1 protein-coding gene is annotated in these 279 nt (G+C 57.0%); it reads right to left on the bottom strand.

All coding sequences use genetic code 11. From position 1 onward, the window contains the following. Positions 1-129: 129 nt before the first annotated feature. Positions 130-279 (bottom strand): transposase (locus XarbCFBP7408_RS22205; RefSeq protein ID WP_146093850.1); only part of this gene is annotated, 150 nt, incomplete at its 5' end.

Genomic DNA, 279 nt, shown 5'->3' with positions numbered 1-279 from the left:
TAGGGATGGCCTGATCAACGCGTCGGGAAAATGAAGTAAGCCACATCGGCCGCGCTCAAGGCACTCAGATCCTCGATTTTTTGCCGTTTTGGGCGCATTTGCGGGGTATTACCCAGATTACAGGCGCACCTACCCCGCGGCGGGCATTAACTCTTTGCGCTTCAGCCACAGGTTCGACAGCGCAAACAGCGTCAGCACCTGCGAGGTGTTCTTGGCCAGGCCGCGATAGCGCACCTTGGTGTAGCAAAACTGGCGCTTGATCACACGAAACGGGTGTTC

Origin of the sequence: Xanthomonas arboricola pv. guizotiae (genome assembly GCF_002940205.1) — a bacterium.
Taxonomy (GTDB): Bacteria; Pseudomonadota; Gammaproteobacteria; order Xanthomonadales; family Xanthomonadaceae; genus Xanthomonas; species Xanthomonas arboricola_C.
Note: the sequence above shows the minus strand (reverse complement) of the source record. Positions and strands in the feature narration are given on the sequence as shown.